The organism is Arthrobacter sp. Soil762 (genome assembly GCF_001428335.1).
Taxonomy (GTDB): Bacteria; Actinomycetota; Actinomycetes; order Actinomycetales; family Micrococcaceae; genus Arthrobacter.
On record NZ_LMSG01000017.1, the window covers coordinates 178,504 to 194,083 of the forward strand.

General features: G+C 61.5%; 15 protein-coding genes and 1 pseudogene. 13 read left to right on the plus strand and 3 right to left on the minus strand.

Annotated features, from left to right (window positions below; genetic code table 11):
• Positions 1 to 53 precede the first annotated feature (53 nt).
• The 4 genes from ASG77_RS11985 to ASG77_RS22230 all read left to right on the plus strand — a co-directional run bounded on the left by ASG77_RS11985 (position 54) and on the right by ASG77_RS22230 (position 3,323).
• On the plus strand, positions 54 to 974 hold the full coding sequence (locus ASG77_RS11985; RefSeq protein ID WP_056345750.1) for a hypothetical protein: 921 nt from the start codon (positions 54 to 56) through the stop codon (positions 972 to 974).
• Positions 971 to 2,158: a site-specific integrase gene (locus tag ASG77_RS11990; protein ID WP_056345753.1), complete on the plus strand. Its 1,188-nt coding sequence runs from the start codon at positions 971 to 973 to the stop codon at positions 2,156 to 2,158. The genes ASG77_RS11985 and ASG77_RS11990 overlap by 4 nt, the downstream gene beginning before the upstream one ends.
• Entirely contained in the window at positions 2,158 to 2,553 is a 396-nt protein-coding gene (locus tag ASG77_RS11995) for a hypothetical protein (RefSeq protein ID WP_056345755.1), read from the plus strand. Before ASG77_RS11990 ends, ASG77_RS11995 begins: the two co-directional genes overlap by 1 nt.
• A gap of 602 nt (positions 2,554 to 3,155) precedes the next feature.
• On the plus strand, positions 3,156 to 3,323 hold the full coding sequence (locus tag ASG77_RS22230) for a tyrosine-type recombinase/integrase (protein WP_200950752.1): 168 nt from the start codon (positions 3,156 to 3,158) through the stop codon (positions 3,321 to 3,323).
• A gap of 473 nt (positions 3,324 to 3,796) precedes the next feature.
• On the opposite strand, the gene ASG77_RS12005 is transcribed toward ASG77_RS22230, so the two are convergent.
• Entirely contained in the window at positions 3,797 to 4,288 is a 492-nt protein-coding gene (locus tag ASG77_RS12005; RefSeq protein WP_235564489.1) for a nucleoside deaminase, read from the minus strand.
• Positions 4,289 to 4,459: 171 nt separating this feature from the next.
• On the opposite strand from ASG77_RS12005, the gene ASG77_RS12010 reads away from it, so the two are divergent.
• The 8 genes and pseudogenes from ASG77_RS12010 to ASG77_RS22565 all read left to right on the plus strand — a co-directional run.
• Positions 4,460 to 5,530 carry a BMP family lipoprotein gene (locus tag ASG77_RS12010; RefSeq protein ID WP_082575990.1) on the plus strand — a complete coding sequence of 357 codons (1,071 nt, stop codon included), beginning with the start codon at positions 4,460 to 4,462 and terminating at the stop codon, positions 5,528 to 5,530.
• 33 nt (positions 5,531 to 5,563) lie between these two features.
• The gene (locus ASG77_RS12015; protein ID WP_056345760.1) at positions 5,564 to 7,099 is read left to right on the plus strand and encodes an ABC transporter ATP-binding protein; all 1,536 of its coding nucleotides are present in this window, start codon (positions 5,564 to 5,566) and stop codon (positions 7,097 to 7,099) included.
• Complete coding sequence (locus ASG77_RS12020) at positions 7,080 to 8,366, plus strand: ABC transporter permease (protein ID WP_082575991.1); 1,287 nt, start codon at positions 7,080 to 7,082, stop codon at positions 8,364 to 8,366. The genes ASG77_RS12015 and ASG77_RS12020 overlap by 20 nt, the downstream gene beginning before the upstream one ends.
• Positions 8,363 to 9,634 carry an ABC transporter permease gene (locus tag ASG77_RS12025; RefSeq protein ID WP_056345764.1) on the plus strand — a complete coding sequence of 424 codons (1,272 nt, stop codon included), beginning with the start codon at positions 8,363 to 8,365 and terminating at the stop codon, positions 9,632 to 9,634. The genes ASG77_RS12020 and ASG77_RS12025 overlap by 4 nt, the downstream gene beginning before the upstream one ends.
• Before the next feature lie 22 nt (positions 9,635 to 9,656).
• Positions 9,657 to 10,481, plus strand: a complete 825-nt coding sequence (locus ASG77_RS12030) for a GntR family transcriptional regulator (RefSeq protein ID WP_056345766.1) — start codon at positions 9,657 to 9,659, stop codon at positions 10,479 to 10,481.
• Positions 10,478 to 11,302, plus strand: a complete 825-nt coding sequence (locus tag ASG77_RS12035) for a hypothetical protein (RefSeq protein WP_056345768.1) — start codon at positions 10,478 to 10,480, stop codon at positions 11,300 to 11,302. The genes ASG77_RS12030 and ASG77_RS12035 overlap by 4 nt, the downstream gene beginning before the upstream one ends.
• Positions 11,283 to 12,347, plus strand: a complete 1,065-nt coding sequence (locus tag ASG77_RS12040) for an ADP-ribosylglycohydrolase family protein (protein ID WP_162254937.1) — start codon at positions 11,283 to 11,285, stop codon at positions 12,345 to 12,347. Before ASG77_RS12035 ends, ASG77_RS12040 begins: the two co-directional genes overlap by 20 nt.
• Positions 12,344 to 12,457, plus strand: a pseudogene (locus tag ASG77_RS22565) (adenosine deaminase); the annotation flags it as partial. The gene ASG77_RS12040 and the pseudogene ASG77_RS22565, both read left to right, overlap by 4 nt.
• Positions 12,458 to 12,810: 353 nt before the next feature.
• Here ASG77_RS22565 and ASG77_RS12045 read toward each other — a convergent pair.
• On the minus strand, positions 12,811 to 14,004 hold the full coding sequence (locus tag ASG77_RS12045) for a hypothetical protein (RefSeq protein ID WP_056345773.1): 1,194 nt from the start codon (positions 14,002 to 14,004) through the stop codon (positions 12,811 to 12,813).
• Positions 14,001 to 14,525, minus strand: coding sequence for an RNA polymerase sigma factor (locus tag ASG77_RS12050; protein ID WP_082575993.1), 525 nt, complete (start codon positions 14,523 to 14,525; stop codon positions 14,001 to 14,003). The genes ASG77_RS12045 and ASG77_RS12050 overlap by 4 nt, the downstream gene beginning before the upstream one ends.
• A gap of 145 nt (positions 14,526 to 14,670) precedes the next feature.
• Here ASG77_RS12050 and ASG77_RS12055 point away from each other — a divergent pair, with 145 nt between their 5' ends.
• A complete protein-coding gene (locus ASG77_RS12055) occupies positions 14,671 to 15,282 on the plus strand; it encodes an RNA polymerase sigma factor (protein ID WP_056345776.1) in 612 nt (203 codons plus the stop codon).
• The last annotated feature ends 298 nt before the right edge of the window (positions 15,283 to 15,580 follow it).

Consider the following 15,580-nt stretch of genomic DNA (forward strand, 5'->3'; position numbering starts at 1 on the left):
GATGAGGACTCCACCCTCATCGAGGCGCTTCTCGACGGAAGGCTCGATCTCCGATGACCCAACAGGCAGCAGCATTCAGCGACCACCTGATCGGGGACAATCCACTGGCGCTCACAAACCGTCCGGTCCGGCCCGACGCCGATGCCTCCCGGCTGTCCCGGTTTGACGACGACCGATGGGACCTGACCCCGGGCATTTTCGAGGATCACAGCACCAAGACCAGTCTGAACTTCGAGGTCTTTCCGGTCAGGTGGCGGGTGGCAGTCAAGGAATACTTCTGGCTTCTCATCAACGACGAGACAATCCGTCCCCTTCCGGCCGCGCGGCTGGACAAACGCCTGTCACTGCGGACGATCAGCTTCGCGAGTGCCCCGCTGGCAAGGGTCCTGGCCTGGGCCGAAGAACACGGCATAATCTCGCTGAACGAGCTTTCTCCGGCCAGACTCGATCTCATGCTGGCCGACATCGCAGTCTTGGACCTCAGCAACGGCCGCAAGGGAATGATGGTCAGCGAGACCCGCCGACTGTGGGCTTATCGCGAAGTCGTACCGGAGATCCTTCGCATGCCGGAACCCCAGCCATGGCTGGGGGAGCTCACACGGGATTTGTTCGCCGAAGCCCCTAAGCGTCCCGGGAACCGCACACCCCGGATCCGCGATGAAACCCTCGTACCACTCATCAGCTGGGCCATGAGATTCGTCGATGACCTGTCGACAGACATCACCACGTCATTTCATGAATACCGTCTCCTGCTCCAGCAAGAGGACCGGTTCCGCCCGCCCGGTGTCGGAAGAGGCACCCCGGGCGGGACGCGCCAGGAAAGACTCAAACGCGTCCTTGATCACTTCCGTCGCGACGGGACAAAGCTGCCCGGACGTACCCTTCCGGACGGCACCCGCGAAATCCGGTGGCAGCACCTTGGACGCCTCACCTACACGCTGGGGGTGTTCACGCCCAGTACGACCGAGACTTGATCCGCCAATCCGGCCTGGAAATCGATGACGACACCTACCTCTCAACACGCTGCAAGGGAATGATCAACGGCCACCTCTGGCGGTCAAAACCCATCGCCTTCGATGACGCCTCCAACCTCGCCCAGCACCTCGTCACCGCGTGCTTCATCCTTATCGCCTACCTGTCCGGCATGCGCCCCGGTGAAGTCCTCAGCCTTAAACGTGACTGCGTCGCCCACGACAAATCCACCGGACGCTGGACAGTAACCGGCGTCCGCTGGAAAGGCGCCACGGACAACGACGGCGCAAAAGCAGTCGAAGGCGAGCAACGGGATTTTCCCTGGGTGGTCCACCCCATAGTCGCCCGGGCAGTGACCGTCCTGACCCGGCTGCACCCCGAAACTCTTCTCTTTCCGGTAAGCATCCGGCCAAAGCCCCTGCGCGGCCCGGCCGCCCCGACCAACCTGAGACCGGGCACGGCCCTGACGACATCGCAGGTCGGAACCGACATCGTCGAGTTCATTGACTGGGCCAACACATACTGCACCGAAAACCGCCGTCCCGACCACATCCCCTCCGACAAAGACGGCCGGGTCAGCCCCCGCCGCTTCCGCAGAACGCTCGCCTGGCACATCGTGCGGCAACCACGGGGACTTGTCGCCGCGGCCATCCAGTACGGGCACGTGTCCACCCACATCACCCAGGGCTACGCGGGAACCTACGCGTCAGGGTTCCTGGATGACCTCGCGCTCGAACGATGGCTGGAGCGCATCGAAAACGTTTACGAACTCGAAACCTACCTGGACTCCGGCGGCCATGTCAGTGGACCATCGGCGACCGAACTCGAATCCAGGACGCGCCACGCCCAGGCGAAATTCGGTGGCCGGACCATGCCCACGGTCCGCCAGGCCCACAGGCTTCTCCAAGATCCCACTCTCCAGGTTTTCAAAGGCCGGGGCATGCACTGCGTCTTCAACAAGGCCACCGCGTTATGCGCGAAGGAATCCGAGAACGGCCCGTCCCTGGGGGAATGCCGCAGCGCCTGCTCCAACATTGCCCGAACCGATCAGGACATCGCCGAATTACGGGCAGAGATCAACGCCCTGCCCGAGGACCCGCTCGCCCCCGAAATCAGAAACCACCGAATCGCGCTCGTCAAGGAAACCATGGTCAAAGCGATCAAACACCACGAGGAGGCCCGATAATGACGACAAATGAGACCGAATTCATCCGCAGCGCCCTCCAACAGGCCAAGGACGACCTCCTGGAAGGCCGCGTTCCGGGCCCGCTGACCAGCACCCGACTCGTTGAGCTCGCCGGGGTCAAACGACACCGGCTCACCCATGACAACCCCGACACCAACGACGAGTTCCAGCGCCGAGCACGCGCACTGAACCGCACCAAACCCGAGGTCGACAGACTCCGCTCCAACCTCGATGCCGAACGGCAACGAAACAAGCGGCTCGTCACCGAACGGGACACGCTCGACCAGCGACTCAAGGCCTACTCGACTGCTCTGCTCGGTCTGCTTGAGGAGCGCGACAGGCTCCTTGAGGCTCTCAGATCCGGGAACAATGTCACAGCACTTCCGAACCGTTAATTGGTTTCTCCATCCATCCCCGGCGCTTGGCCCGAGAATCCACGCTTGGCTACGGCTCGGCGCCGGCGAATTCAAGAAGGCGGGTCACTGCCGTCGAGCCTGTCCTCCGATGGCTGAACGGGTTTCCCGGCACAATCTGGGAGGAGCGGTGGCTGGCCTCCGGCATAGACCAAGCCCCACGGGAAGGCCTCAAAGAGATCAGCGAGCGGTTGTCAGTAGGTCAAAGTTTCCTCAGTTCTGGCCTCAGCGCACTGGTCCGGGCCCGCCTCGTGCGTCCCTCGTATGAGTGGATGTTCTCCTCCAAGCACTGGAATCAAAGCCGCGGTTCGTTATCGTTCCTCGAGGTTTCCGAACCCTTGGAGACAACGCGACTGCGCGCTTTGCCGGAGTACCAGCGTGGCCACGAGCTGATCCGACGGAACGCCCAGAACGCCGTCGCGAGGATCCTCGTCCGGACCGGCAAACGCCTGGGCCAAGTGATCGGCGATGATGTCCTCGCATATTCGCACATGGCCCGGTCCAGTAGTTCGCGCTGGTCGGACCCACACAGAACGTTCTCTCCCACAGTTACATCAGTCGTGTACTGAACGCCATCGCAGCCCATGCAGGCCTCATGGACGCTGGGGGCGCCCGTCACCTTCACGCCGCACGACTTCCGGCGGCTCTTCGCTACCGAACTCGTCGACACTGGCCTTCCCCTGCAGATCGTCTCCACGCTCCTGGGGCACCTGAACCTGGAAACGACTAGGGATACCGGCGGTCTTCCCTGAACACGTGATCCAGGCACCATGCCTTCATAGAACGTCGCCGGCAAGCTCGCCCCGATCACGAATTCCGTCCGGCACCGGTCGAGGAGTGGAAAGAATTCGAACAGCATTTCCTGCTCCGCAGGGTTGCGCTGGGTACCTGCCACTGCCCCTATGCCACGCCGTGGGTTCACGAACGCGCGTGCGTCAAATGCCGGTTCCTTCAGGTAGACCCAGCTCAGGTTGAGCGACTCGAAACCATGACGGACAACGCTGAGCAACGTCTCGCCGAGGCACGCGAACACCATGGCTAGGGGAGGTAAGTGCCCTTGAAGAGAGTCTCGTGCATCTACGGCGCCGGTGCGGTGAAGCTGAACGAGTGCACAACAGAACCGACGAGACCACCGAGGACCGTCCAACCCGCGGTGCCTAGATTGTCTGAATCGCGGGTTACTCTGGTGCGGCGCGTCCAGACCCAAGCCAACCGCAGATCGGCATTAGTTCCAAAAGCCCTCGTGGGCGTGACTTGCTTCGGCTTCAATCGCGGGACCGGCCACTGAGGTGTGTCTCTGACCTCCGTTGAAGACGATCCGGCATGGCACCTCCAGGGTTGGGTTCTCTGGGTGTGAGCCGGTGAGTGCGAGCAGGCTCGTCTCGGCGAGGGCATAGACGACCCTTCCGATACCTGCCCAGTAGATTGCGCCGGAGCACATGGCGCAAGGTTCACAGCTTGTATAGAGCGTGCAATCGTTCAAGATGGGCGCGCCGAACTTCCGAGATGCAAGACGGACGAGATTGGTTTCGGCGTGCCCGGTAGCATCCCCATCGGTTACAACTGTGTTTTCAGCCTGTAGCAACACCTGTCCTTCGCCGTCGGCAAGTAGTGCACCGAACGGATGGTTGCCGTGCTGGACGGCGTTCTTCGAGATTTCTATGGCCTGCCGCAGCAGGTGAAGGTCAGCGTCACTAACCGTGGATGACATGTTCATGAAGGTCCTCTCTTTGGGTCAAACTACTCCGCCAGTATGAACCACTTCGCCAAATTGATCTACTGAAAATCAGTTTGTGATCACCTATTGCGAACCAATCGGGCTAAATGGTTAGATTGATCAACTCGACCGGGGGATCGATCACACATCCAATCTCTTCTAAGGACTGACATGGCAACTCGACGCATCCGGAAACCAATGATGCTGGTCGGCGCGACGCTCTCTCTGCCCCTGATCATCAGCGCCTGCGGTGCCGCGCCGGCGGAGACTGAAGCAAACAGTGTTTCGGTTGATTACAAAGCCTGCGCCGTTTCTGGGGCTGGCGGATGGAACGACCACTCATTCAACGAGCAGGTGTACAACGGGCTCCAGCAAGCAAAGAAGAAGCTGGGCGTTCCCGTAGTGGCGTTCGAGTCAAAGACCGCCGACGACTTCGTACCCGGCATTTCCTCTCTTGTGGACCAGGGCTGCAAGCTCGTCTTCAGCGTCGGCTTTGACGCAAACGATGCCGTCAACGCCGCAGCGGCAGCCAACCCCGAGGTTCGGTTCGTTACTGTGGACGGCTTCGTGGAGGACCCGGGCACAACCAACCTCAAGGCCGTGACATACAAGATGAGTGAATCGAGCTATCTGGCTGGCTACCTTGCGGCAGCACAGAGCAAGAGCCACACCTTGGGAACGTTCGGCGCCATCCAGAACACCGCGATTACCGACTTCATGACAGGGTTCTTCAAGGGATCCCAGGAATGGGCGAAGAAGCACGGCACTCCCACGAAAGTGATCGGATGGGAACCGTCAACTAAGACTGGCGTGTTCGTCGGCGACTTTTCCAATCAAATCACCGCGAAGTCCATTGCAGGTGCCCAGCTCGACCAAGGGGCAGACGTGCTGTTCCCGGTGGCCGGGCCCCTGTTCTCAGCGGCGGCAGAGGCCATCAAGGACACTGGCGATGGCGCGACTTTCCTAGGGGTCGACTCGGACGTCGCCGTGACGACACCGGAGTACAAGTCCCTGGTCCTGACCTCGGTCGAGAAGCGCATGACCAAGGCAGTCGAGCAGATCATTGGGGATGCTTCTAAGGGCACCTTCGATTCCCAGCCGTACGTGGGAACGCTGGAAAACGATGGCACTGGGCTATCGCCCTTCCATGATTTCGATGGGCAAGTCTCCGCTGAGCTCCGAAGCGAACTGGATGATCTGCGCACCCGGATCGTTAGCGGCTCGGTGGAAACCCTTGGCTGATTCCATGCCAAACCAGCAGGGGAGGAGAGCACCATGATGCTTGAACTACGTGGAATTACCAAGAGATTCGGCACTGTCACAGCCAACGACGGTATCGACCTGATCGTCGAACCGGGCCAGATTCACTGCCTTCTGGGTGAGAATGGTGCCGGCAAGTCGACGCTGATGAACATCCTCTACGGGTTGTATCACGCCGACGAAGGAGAAATCCTTCTCGATGGAGTGTCCCAGAAGTTCGCAGGACCCGGGGATGCGATGAAGGCCGGCATCGGCATGGTGCACCAGCACTTCATGCTCGTTCCCGTTTTTACTGTGGCGCAGAACGTGATGCTGGGGCATGAGCCCACGCATCCAGGCGGACGCCTCGACATGGCAGCCGCCCGCGACCTGGTGCGGCGTATCTCGAATCAATTCGGGTTCGGCGTCGACCCGGACGCGTTGATTGAGGACCTGCCGGTAGGCATTCAACAACGCGTTGAGATCATCAAGGCACTGTCCCGGGACGCCCAGGTTCTGGTCTTCGACGAACCGACCGCAGTCCTGACACCCCAGGAAACGGATGAACTGATCGCCATCATGCGCCGGTTAAAGGCAGAAGGCACAGGCATCGTCTTCATCACCCACAAGCTACGGGAAGTTCGCGAAGTAGCGGACACCATCAGTGTCATGAGGCACGGCCAAATCGTGGGCCAAGCATCACCCACAGCGAGCAGCAGCGAACTGGCCAACCTCATGGTTGGACGACCTGTGGAACTGACCGTCAAGAAGAACGCTCCTGCCCCCGGCGATGCAGGCCTCCAGGTTTCGGCCCTGACTGTGACCGATGAGCGGGGCCACCGAGTGGTGGACGACGTGAACTTCCAGGTTCGCGGCGGTGAAATCCTCGCCATCGCAGGAGTCCAGGGCAACGGTCAAAGTGAACTCATGGAAGCCATCATGGGCCTCCGGTCAGCCAGCCACGGAAGTGTCACGCTTGACGGCAAAGAGCTGTTGGGATCAAGTGTCCGCCAAATCCTTGACGCTGGCGTCGGCTACGTCCCCGAAGACCGTCACGTCGATGCGATGGTGGCCGAGTTCAGCCTCATGGAGAACATGATGCTGGATCGCTCTGTCGGCTTGCCGTTCGTGAAGTATGGAACCGTCCGTCAGCCGGTCGTGGACCAGTTCACCCGTGAGCGGATGGCCGAGTTCGATGTCAGGGCCGTCGGACCACACATTCCCATAGGCCGTCTCTCCGGAGGAAACCAGCAAAAGGTCGTCCTGGCCCGTGAGCTCAGCCGCGACTTGCGGCTCTTCATAGCGGCCCAACCTACCCGTGGCATCGATGTCGGCTCCATCGAGTTCGTCCACCAGCGAATCGTCCGGACTCGGGACGCCGGTGTAGCCGTCGTCGTGGTGTCCACGGAACTTGACGAAATAGCTGCCCTCGCTGACCGGATCCTCGTCATGTACCAAGGCCGTGTTATCGGCATTGTTCCCGCAAATACATCCCGGGAGGACCTAGGCCTGATGATGGCCGGAGTGACCCCCACCACCAAAGAAGACCCTCATGTCCAGCAATTTAACTAGCGACACAACACGAAGCGCTTCGACGGAGCAACAGGCCCCGACGAACAGCCCGTCCCAGCCCCAGGCAAAGACGACACCGGGCAAATGGCGGACAGTGCTGCGCGAAATTTCCAACGGCAACACCATCATCAACATCTTCTCGGTGATCATCGCACTGGCAGCGGGAGCAATCCTGATTGGTCTCACCGACGAGGAAGTCCGCGAATCATTCGGATACTTCTTCGCCCGACCAACCGATGCGCTCCGGGCCTTCTGGGATGCTGTAGCCGGCGCCTACTCGGCATTGTTCCAAGGCGCCATCTACAATTTCGGCCGCCCAGGCTTCCTCAACGGCATCAAGCCGTTGACCGACACGCTTACCTACGCCACGCCCCTGATAACTGCAGGCCTCGGCGTCGGACTGGCCTTCAGGTCGGGGCTCTTCAACATCGGCGGACGCGGCCAAATGCTGATCGCTGCAGGATGCGCCGGCTGGATTGGATTCGGTATCCAACTGCCATGGGGCATTCACATGATCGTCGCCGTCGTGGCTGGTATCGCCGGTGGCGCCCTGTGGGGTGGCCTGGCCGGGCTGCTGAAAGCCCGAAGCGGCGCCCACGAGGTGATCACCACCATCATGCTCAATTACGTCGCCTTCTACCTTCTCTCCTACCTGTTGCGTACACCGCTGTTGCAGGCGCCAGGCCAGTCGAATTCGAAGTCCGCCCCCACGGCAGAAACAGCAGTACTGCCATCATTGCTGGGCGAACGCTACACCCTCCACTTCGGCTTTATTCTGGCAATCCTGGCCACCATAGGAGCAGCCTGGCTGATCAGCCGCTCATCATTGGGCTTCCGGTTCCGGGCAGTAGGGGAGAACCCGCACGCAGCACGGGTCGCCGGCATCAACGTTGGCAAGACGTACGTCATGGCCATGCTGGTCTCCGGCGGCCTGCTCGGACTCGCCGGCTCCTTCCAGGTACTGGGAACCACGACGTCCGGGTTCACCCCCGGTATCGACGCCGGCATCGGTTTCGACGCCATCACTGTCGCCCTCCTGGGACGGTCCCGTCCGTGGGGAATCTTCGCCGCTGGCCTGCTGTTCGGAGCGTTCAAATCAGGCGGCTTCGCCATGCAAGCGGCCCAAGGCATCCCGGCAGACATCGTGGTCGTCATCCAGGCCCTGATTGTGCTGCTCATCGCCGCCCCGCCCCTTGTCCGCGCAATCTTCAGGCTTCCGCACGACGGCAGCAAGCTGACCGATAGCAAGAAGGTCGCCACAGCATGACTACTACGATCAACCCCCTTGAATCCCAAGAATTGGCTGCCCCGGTCCGCTGGCGGACACCCGGAATGCTTACCGCCTTCGCCTTGGCGGCCGGATGCGCGTTTGTCTTCTTCCAGCGCCCCGGAACCACAACGTTCCGGCTGAGCTCCGAGAACGACGCCATCCGGCTGCCAAACCTTGAGGTGTCCACCGTACCGGCAGGTGTTGGGCTCACCATCGCGTTGCTGCTTCTGGCTGGATACTCAGTCTTCCTGCGCTCCAGTGGACGGAAAACACCACGGTGGCTGATCGCCGTCTTCGCAGTATTGCTCGTAGCAGGATTCCTCATCTGGGCAGGCTCCGGAGGGACCCTGCCGGTCTCCGGTCTGCTGGTAGCAACACTGGGTGTATCCGTCCCGCTGATCCTCGGATCTCTCAGCGGAGTGATCTCCGAACGTGTCGGCGTCGTCAACGTCGCCATCGAAGGACAATTCCTGGCCGGTGCCTTCGCTGCTGCTGTAGTGGCTTCAGTGACAGGCAATGTCATTGCTGGCCTTGCCGCTGCCATGATTGCCGGGGCACTGGTCGCAGCTGTCCTGGCCCTGTTCGCGATTCGGTACCTCGTGGATCAAGTCATTGTCGGCGTCGTCCTGAACGTCCTGGTGACGGGGCTGACCACCTTCCTGTTCACCCAGGTCTTGAGCCCAAACAACCAGCAACTCAACTCCCCGCCACGTTTTGCTCCGATCGACATACCCGTCCTGAGCGACATCCCCATCATCGGGCAGGTGCTGTTCAGCCAGACCCTGATCGTTTACCTGATGTTCGTCGCCGTGGCGGCCGTCTACTACGGGCTGTTTCACACCCGCTGGGGTCTTCGGCTCCGCGCCGTCGGAGAACACCCACAGGCAGCGGATACAGTCGGTATCGCCGTCAACGCGACCAGGGTAAGGAACGTCCTGCTCGGCGGCGTCGTCGCCGGACTGGGAGGGTCTTACTTCACGCTCGGTTCGGTGGGATCGTTCAACATCCAGATGACGGCAGGAGCAGGCTTCATCGCGCTGGCGGCTGTGATCTTCGGGCGATGGGATCCCGTGCGCTCCACCATGGCGGCGCTGCTGTTCGGCTTCGCCAGCAGCCTGCAATACGTCCTGAGCATCATGGGCTCCCAAGTGCCCAGCGAATTCATGCTCATGCTGCCATATCTGGTCACCATCCTGGCCGTAGCCGGTTTTGCCGGCAAAATGCGGGGCCCGGCAGCTGCCGGCAAGCCCTACACGACAGCATGACAACGGAGGGGAAAGGTAAGAAATGAACGACGAGGAACTCATCCAGGCCCTTCGGCAAAACGGCTCCGACGCCACGTCCGTCGCCGACCACTTGCAGGAACGGTTGGAGCGGCTCATCGACAGCGGAAAGCTCGAACATGGCCGCCGTCTGCCCGTGGAGCGAAAACTCTCCGATGACCTCAACGTCTCCAGAATCGTGGTTCGCCGGGCCTTGGACAGCCTCCAACGGCGAGGCCTGGTTGAGCGACGGCAAGGCTCTGGCACGTATGTCACGTCGGCACGGATCGAGGGGAACCTTCGCCTCCTCAGCGGCTTCTCGGAAGAACTGAGCGGCAGCCAGCGACAGATGCGCACACGGATTGTCCAGTTCGGTTTCTGCGCCCCCGAACCGGCTGTCCAAGAAGCGCTGGAAATACAAGGCGAAGCCCTGGACGCTGTGCGGCTGATCCGCGTCCGCTACGTCGACGAGCTCCCCAGCACCTACGAGGTGTCCTGGATGCCCGCGGCCATAGCGCAGCACCTGATCGGGCGGGACCTCACCAACGAGTCACTGTTCCGCCTACTGGCGGAGAACCCCGGAGTTGTACCCGACCACGCAACAGAACGCCTCCGCAGCACCGTACTGGACTCCTACGAGGCCAAACAACTCGAATGCGAAACAGGGGACCCCGCCTTCCAGGTCAACAGGACGACATACGATTCGAACGGCAACCCCATCGAATACGTCGAAACCCTTCTGCGAGGGGACCGCTACTACTACTCCACAACATTAGAAGCACCCCACCGGCTGCCCGACGCGACAGAACGGTTCAGCCGCTTCGAGACGCTGGCGAAGGAACCACAGTGAACGGCCCGCAGCCATGGCCTGTCCGCAAGTTCCGTGACCTGACCATCATCCAAAGCCCGGATAAGAGCAACATAGTCATCGCTTGTGATTCTGTCGGCGGGATCGGGTCAAAACCACAGGACACTGTGCAAACTCCGGCGCGCACGGCGACGCACTTTGGGGCCAGGGTCCCCATACTGGAAGTGCTCGCCTGCGGGGCCCTGCCAACCGTCATCGTCAACACCCTCGGGGTTGAGCGCGATCCATCGGCCGTCGAGATGATTGACGAAGTCCGGTCCCTGGCTGTGGAGCTCGGTCTGGATCCGGACGTTGCGGTCACGGGCAGCACCGAAGACAACGTGCCGACGGTGGCTACGGGCTTTGGYGTCACGGTTATCGGTACGCGAGACGGAGAGCTCAGCATCGGCACGACCTTGCCGTATGACGAAATCTACTCCGTCGGCGTGCCGCTGTCCGCACCTGCGCACATCCTTGTCCCAGGCGATCCCCGAATGCCGTCCATCGCCGAGGCCCTCCTACTGGCGCGGCTGGACGGCGTCCACGAGATACTGCCAGTCGGCTCCCGCGGGATCGACTATGAAATCAGCGAGCTCGTTTCCAGCGCCGGCCTCGCGGCGACACCAGCAGGACCCAACACGATAGACCGGGTCTCCACGGCAGGGCCCTCAACAGTGCTCCTGGTCTCCATCTCGCCAGCCCACGCCGCGTCCCTGCTCACGATCCGGCCTGACTTGCCGGTGGAGCTCGTGGCACGGGCCGTTCAAACAAACCCTCAACCAAGCACCAATGAAAGGCAGCACCATGAGCACCAACCGTCCTAGCCCCGAAACCGCCCACGACAGAATTCTCGGGGCAATGTTCGGGGTCGCACTCGGCGACGCCATGGGGATGCCCAGCGAGCTCTGGTCCCGGGGCAGGGTCATCAAACACTTTGGCCGTATCGAAGGCTTCCTGCCGGCCCCGAAAGGACACTTCATCGTCGACGGCTTCGTCGCCGGACAGGTTACCGACGACACCCAGCAGATGATCATGCTCGCCGAATCGATCACCCATGCCGGCGGACGCGTGGACACAGAGACACTTGCAGTTGACCTCGTGGCATGGGCAGACCGTGTGGGGGCGTCCGACGGGAAGTTCCTCGGGCCAACGAGCGCCAGGGTGATCGACCGCCTCCGAGACGGCGTGCCTGCAGCGGACACCGGCGTAGCAGGCACGACCAACGGAGCCGCCATGCGCATCGCACCCGTTGGAGTACTCTGCCCCAGCTCAGACATCCCTGCCCTCGTCGCAGAGGTGGAAGCCAGCTGCAAATTGGCGCACCACACCAACATTGCCGTCGCTGGAGCGGCCATGGTGGCCGCCTTTATCTCCTCGGCAATCGACGCACCGGCCGACCAGTCCCGGCAGGCAACCCTGCACGCAGCCCTACGGGCATCCTATGGGGCAGGGGAGCTTGGTATGAGTCTAGGCAGGGACGAACCAGGCGCCTCCCTCATCCGACGGACAATGCTCGCAGTCGACGTCGCAAACACAGCCGAGACCGATGACGAATTCCTTGAGTTCGTCTACGACATCATCGGTGCCAACACAGAAACAACCGAGTCCGTGCCCGCATCTATTGCCTTGGTCATCAGGGCGAAGGGCGACCCAGTCACCGCAGTGCTGCTCGCAGCGAACCTTGGTGGAGACAGCGACACCATAGGGGCGATAGCTGGCGGAATGTGTGGAGCTGTGGCCGGCTACAACGCGATCCCGCAGCACATGATCAATCAGCTCTCCGAAGTCAACGACCTTCCCATCGGACCACTCGCGGAACAGCTAATCTCTTTCCGCCGTCAACGCGAACGTGCAGAGCTGACCGTATGAAAGGGCCACTCGCTGAACTCCACGTCCATCTCGAGGGCACGCTTGAACCCGAACTGATCTTTCAGCTTGCCGAGCGGAACGACATCATTTTGCCCTACCGCGACCTGGACACGTGCGCGATTTCCTGCATCCGGCGCATCACCGCGGGCCTATGCCGGTAAGTGGCGCTATTCATTATGGCGCTATTCCCGTCGGTGACCGCGGCGACCTGGACGTCAGAATCTCGCCGCTTCGTCTGGCCTCCGCTACCACGCTGACACTGGCTCGAACGCCCATGACACACCAATCTTCGAATGTATATTCGAAGACTTAGTCTAGTGCTGTGTTCAGACATTTTGGCCGCTCCGCGGGGTCGCATCTAGTGCAGGATCTGCGTACGGATGCAGCACCCGCCTGACGTGTTTGGCGTTGTCGTCGGTTGCGTCCGTTGATTCGCGCGTTTTATGCAGGAATATTGCGTTTGCTACGGGTTTGTGTCGGGGCCCGACGCGCCGTGCGAGGCCCGGAATGGGCTGACGCCCTTTCCGCCTGGTGCGATGTCGAAGACGGGCAGGGTTTGTCCGTTGCAGTCGGCCCGCTCGTCGCTGCGGGTGCCGAAGATGAGCGGTCGTGTTTCGCCGTCGTAGGAGTAGACGATTCCCCATTCGTTGAGAACGACTGCCCGGGTGGCGGCGCTGGTTCCGTTGATTCTGAATTCGCCCTCTGGCGACTGCGGAAGCAGCTTCGTCGTAGCGGTGTACCCAGCAGGCCACCGGAGGATCACCTTCTCAGTGCTGGTCTCGAAGGTGAAGCAGGCCTCCGTTGAAGTGACGTGTCCGTGCATTGTTCCGAGTGATGTGCCGTCCGTGCTCTTTTTCTGTTCTGGAATGATGTCCGGACCTGATGCGGCCTGTGTTGCGGGGTAGGTGGTCAGGGGGACGTCGCCGACTGGGCCGACGGAAATTCTTGAGGCAAGGTCCGCCCCGACGTCCACCGGCTTCCCGAATACTGGGTCGACCAAGGTGGCGGCGCGAAGGTTCAGAATTTCCAGGAGTGCGAGGGGCCCGCTCATCAGATGGCCGACACCGTCTTCGCCCTTCTTGATGAACGCCAGGTAGGTCAACGGCGCCACTGGGTTCGTATTCCTCCACGAGGTCGGTGCCGACATTGCAGAAAGATCTATGGTGGTCGTCCCGGTGGGTCGTGGTCCTTTGAGAACCTGTATCACGTTCACCGGTTCAACCCCCAGGCCGGGGGCTGTGGATCCAGGGGTGCTCTGATTCCAGCCGGCAGGGGTCGGCAGTGCCTGCAGGACCAGCACTTCATCGGCCGCGATGAACAGGTCCCTGGCGGGGCCTGTAGGCGGAGGCTGCACCTCGGTGACTTCGACGGTTGGAGCCGTGGCCACGTTCGCTGGGCTTGGTGCCAGGCTCGAGGCGACGAGTACGCTGGCCGCGACGGCGGCCGCCGCTAGCCCTGCAACGGCGAAACGCCCCCAATGACGCTTTGCCGGTGCGCGGTGGAAATCGTGGACAGATCCGCCGACGGCGATGTGAGTGACATTGGAATTCAGGAATCCCAGAGACCGCTCGCGGCTGCGGATCAGTTCCGCGTCGTTGATCATGAGTGCAGGGTCGGCGGAGGACAGCAGGTCGGCAAAGGATTGGTCCTGGCTCATTCTGCTGCTCCTTCTGACACAGTCTGCTCTTGCATGATTCGACTTAGTTCCTTGCGGGCCCGGTGCAGCCGCATGCGCACGGCTGTTGCTGATGTGTTGAGGAGCTTGGACACTTCGACAGCGGTGAGGTTGTCCCAGTACGTCAGCAGCAACACTTCCCGTTCCTGCGGGGCCAAATGGTCGATGCTTTCCCGGATCGCCGATCCCTCACCTTGCGCTTCAGGTGCCCGTTCCAGTCGCATGGCTCCGATGAGCCCAGCAGAGCGGGACAGAGACCTTTCATGGTTTCGGAGCACATTCTTGGCCATCCCAAAAAGGACGAGCGCCGAGAGGTCATCACCGTGGCCGGACTTCTCCCAGGCAATCCGGAATACCTCTGCGCAGAGATCCTCCGCTGTTGCTGGACCATCTGTCCTGCGCCGAAAATAGCGGTAGATGCGGTCGTGGGACGCCGCGTGGGCGGCCAGGAACCGTTTTTCCCTCTCCAGATCCATACGTTCCCCCATGGTTTGCAAGCTCATGCCCTGTTAATGTCCGGCAGCCAGCAAACTGTAACGAGGATTTTGAAAAACTTGGGAATCTCGTTCTTGCCATGGGTAGGGCGAAAACTGTTTGGCGGATCGGGAACCTATTCGGGGCCCACGGACACTACAGGGCATGAGGCTAATGGGGGAAACCGACGAAGACCTGTGGCGTGAGTGCATCACGGGCAACGCCGACGCATTCGGCGTCCTGTTCGACAGGCACGGGGATGCGCTCTTCCGCTACTGCCTGTCCCGGTGTGGTTCCTGGCACGACGCAGAAGAACTCGTCTCGATCACCTTTCTGGAGGCGTGGCGGCAGCGGAACCGGCTCAGACCGGAAAGAGACACTATCTTGCCGTGGCTGCTCGGTGTCGCAACGAACGCGAACCGCAACCGCGCCAGGGCAGCCCGGCGGCACACCGCTTTTCTGGCCAGACTGCCGCATTCCGATCCCCGGTATGGCGAACATGAAACCGACCATGCGGATTCGGTCGCCTCAAGGCTCGACGCCGAGCGTGCTGTCCGCGACTTGCTTGAGACGACCGCCGGGCTGAACGACGGGGAACGGGACGTGGTTATTCTGTGCCTGATGAACGGGCTCGGTCAGGAAGAGGCCGCCAAGACCCTCGGCGTCCGGACCGGGACCGTGAAATCGAGACTGTACCGTGCACGGGCCAAGCTGGCCGCAACGACCCGGGTACTTGAGCCCGTCGAACAACTCGGAACGAAGATCGTTGAAGCGAGGCTGTCATGAACCTGTCTGAAGTGACCTACCCCAAGGACACGAAAAACCGCGTCCATGACCTGCTCGTCCAGGAAGCACGCCGCAAGCCGAAGCCGGCCCGCAGGTGGCTTACTTTCCCGGTCGTGATCGCCGTCGCCGGTACCGCGTTGGTCGGCAGCACCGCGGCCGGCATCTACACAGCACTTGCCCCGGTGAACGACAAGCGGGACATCCGCTGCTACTACCATGCCGACCTCACCACCAGACCTCCCGTTGTAGGGGTGCCGGGCGAGACAAAGCCGCCCTACATCACCGCCGGGGTCTTCAT

Excerpts from the sequence above, each read along its gene's own strand:
- ASG77_RS11985 (WP_056345750.1), top strand. The coding sequence starts at position 54 with ATGACCCAACAGGCAGCAGCATTCAGCGACCACCTGATCGGGGACAAT.
- ASG77_RS11995 (WP_056345755.1), top strand. The coding sequence starts at position 2,158 with ATGACGACAAATGAGACCGAATTCATCCGCAGCGCCCTCCAACAGGCC.
- ASG77_RS22230 (WP_200950752.1), top strand. The coding sequence starts at position 3,156 with ATGCAGGCCTCATGGACGCTGGGGGCGCCCGTCACCTTCACGCCGCAC.
- ASG77_RS12005 (WP_235564489.1), bottom strand. The coding sequence starts at position 4,288 with ATGAACATGTCATCCACGGTTAGTGACGCTGACCTTCACCTGCTGCGG.
- ASG77_RS12010 (WP_082575990.1), top strand. The coding sequence starts at position 4,460 with ATGGCAACTCGACGCATCCGGAAACCAATGATGCTGGTCGGCGCGACG.
- ASG77_RS12015 (WP_056345760.1), top strand. The coding sequence starts at position 5,564 with ATGATGCTTGAACTACGTGGAATTACCAAGAGATTCGGCACTGTCACA.
- ASG77_RS12020 (WP_082575991.1), top strand. The coding sequence starts at position 7,080 with ATGTCCAGCAATTTAACTAGCGACACAACACGAAGCGCTTCGACGGAG.
- ASG77_RS12025 (WP_056345764.1), top strand. The coding sequence starts at position 8,363 with ATGACTACTACGATCAACCCCCTTGAATCCCAAGAATTGGCTGCCCCG.
- ASG77_RS12030 (WP_056345766.1), top strand. The coding sequence starts at position 9,657 with ATGAACGACGAGGAACTCATCCAGGCCCTTCGGCAAAACGGCTCCGAC.
- ASG77_RS12040 (WP_162254937.1), top strand. The coding sequence starts at position 11,283 with ATGAGCACCAACCGTCCTAGCCCCGAAACCGCCCACGACAGAATTCTC.
- ASG77_RS12045 (WP_056345773.1), bottom strand. The coding sequence starts at position 14,004 with ATGAGCCAGGACCAATCCTTTGCCGACCTGCTGTCCTCCGCCGACCCT.
- ASG77_RS12050 (WP_082575993.1), bottom strand. The coding sequence starts at position 14,525 with ATGAGCTTGCAAACCATGGGGGAACGTATGGATCTGGAGAGGGAAAAA.
- ASG77_RS12055 (WP_056345776.1), top strand. The coding sequence starts at position 14,671 with ATGGGGGAAACCGACGAAGACCTGTGGCGTGAGTGCATCACGGGCAAC.